The 1,853-nt window shown below is 55.5% G+C and carries 2 protein-coding genes; one reads left to right on the top strand and one right to left on the bottom strand.

Annotated features, from left to right (window positions below; all coding sequences use genetic code 11):
• Positions 1-1,237 (bottom strand): S41 family peptidase (locus H6F43_RS00855; protein ID WP_190340140.1); only part of this gene is annotated, 1,237 nt, incomplete at its 3' end.
• A 296-nt stretch (positions 1,238-1,533) separates the two neighbouring features.
• Between H6F43_RS00855 and H6F43_RS00850 the strand changes: the two genes are divergently transcribed.
• Positions 1,534-1,853, top strand: a 320-nt coding sequence (locus H6F43_RS00850) for a Maf family protein (protein WP_190340139.1), incomplete at its 3' end; no start/stop codon positions are given.

Here is a 1,853-nt window from a genome sequence, read left to right as displayed (position 1 = left end):
CCAGGGCGACTTGGATAGCGCGGTCTTTTTGGGGGTCAGCGCCTTGGGCGTACTCGATCGTCCGTTGCACCTCGACATCGGGCGTAACGCCTTTACCTTCTAAGCGATCGCCGTCTACCTGCACATCGGCAACTGCCACATAAAGCAGGCTACCGTCATTCATAATGTAGGCGCGACCTGCAAGGACGGCTCCGGCAGTCGTGCTGCCAACGATCGACCCGACACGGAATTTGCGGAAGCCGTAGGCGAGAATCTCTTTGCCGCTGCGCGATCCTTGGTTCACCAGCATCACCACAGGTTTCTTCCACTGAGAATCGTAGCGATAGGGTTTGCCGTCGCGCCCCGTCATAATGACGCTGGGAACTGAGGCGGTAAACAGGCTGAGATAATCTGGGCTGGCACCACCCCAGCCATCGCGCAGATCCCAAATCAGGCTATCCACGTTTTTCAGCCGACCTTCCGTGAGTTCTCGTTCGAGTTGGTCCTGGTATGCCTGATCCGCGTAGGACCAAATGTGGACGTAGCCGATTTTCTTGCCATCTCGCTCGATGATCTGAGCGCTTGCCTTCATGGCGTCCAGAAACATTGCGGCAGGGTCGAGCACTTGCGGCGTCACCGCGATCGTCTGCACGCTAGCAGGATTTGCGGTGCGCTGAACCTGAAGATTCACGCGCTGTCCAGCTTTGTTAGCAAACGAGGTGATCGGCTGGAACGGCTGGTTGTCTGCGCTCAGCAGTTGGTCTCCGACGACGAGTCCAGCCTTTGCGGCAGCAGAGCCTTCCAACACTCCCGTTACAAACGTCTTGCCGCTGATGTCTTTGGTAAACGCACCAATGCCCGTGTATTGCAGTTTGCCGTTCGGCAAAAACGGCTTTTGCTTCTCTTCGATGCCACGACGAAAAATTGCAGATAGCTGGTAGTAGGCGGGGTCTGCCTGCGTGTAGAAGTATGTATGAGAGGCGTTCAGCTCTTTCAGCATCGCGTTGATGACGGGAGCGATCGCCGCGGTAGACTGTGCCTTTGCCGCCTGTGGTTGGTACTTCTGCCGGACTGCCTGCCAATCGACGCCATTGAATTTTGGATCGTAGAAATTATCCTTCACCGTTTGCCAAGCCTGCTCAAACACTTCGACTTGGGACGATTTGGTTGGCACCGCGGGCGACACAACGCAGTACAACCCCACCAGCAAGCTAACTAACAGGGGCACAAACCAGCGACGGATAAGCGATCGCGTCATAGAAGCTTCACTCGTAACAATAGCTACCCCAATCTAGCGTGCGGGATTTGCTGCGGGGAAAGAGTTTGAGGGATGGGCATGAGCGGTTAGCGACTCGACAAGTCAGTTAAATGAGCGACATCATTCCTGTACAGAATTCCTATGCAGAATTTATGTACAGACTCGGTGAGGGCGAAGAGGCATGTTCACTTGTAAGATACAAGCATTCGGCAAAGCGCTTTATGGACTGCCTTGTAGCAGTTATCCAGCCAGGAACGCTTGCGGCTGAATGCGTATCTGTCATCCCCTTAAGTGCAATGGGTCTTCCCCAATTTGTTCTTGCTTCCGCCTCTCCTGCACGACGACGACTGCTGCAAAGCTCTGGCATCGATCCGATCGTGCGTCCTAGCGCCTTTGATGAAGATCAGATCCAGAGCGCTGATCCGGATGTGCTGGTGCGAACACTGGCGCTGCGAAAGGCAGAAGTTGTAGCCGCAGACACGAGCTGGCAAACGGCTCACCTGCCCGCCTTGGTTTTAGGGTGCGATTCTGTCTTGGCGCTCAACGGCGAGATTTACGGCAAGCCAGCAGATGCAGCAGACGCGATCGCCCGGTGGCAAGCGATGCGCGGTCAGGT

The sequence above is a fragment of the Leptolyngbya sp. FACHB-36 genome, from assembly GCF_014695955.1.
Taxonomy (GTDB): Bacteria; Cyanobacteriota; Cyanobacteriia; order Leptolyngbyales; family Leptolyngbyaceae; genus FACHB-36.
This window is presented reverse-complemented; position numbering and strand designations above follow the sequence as displayed.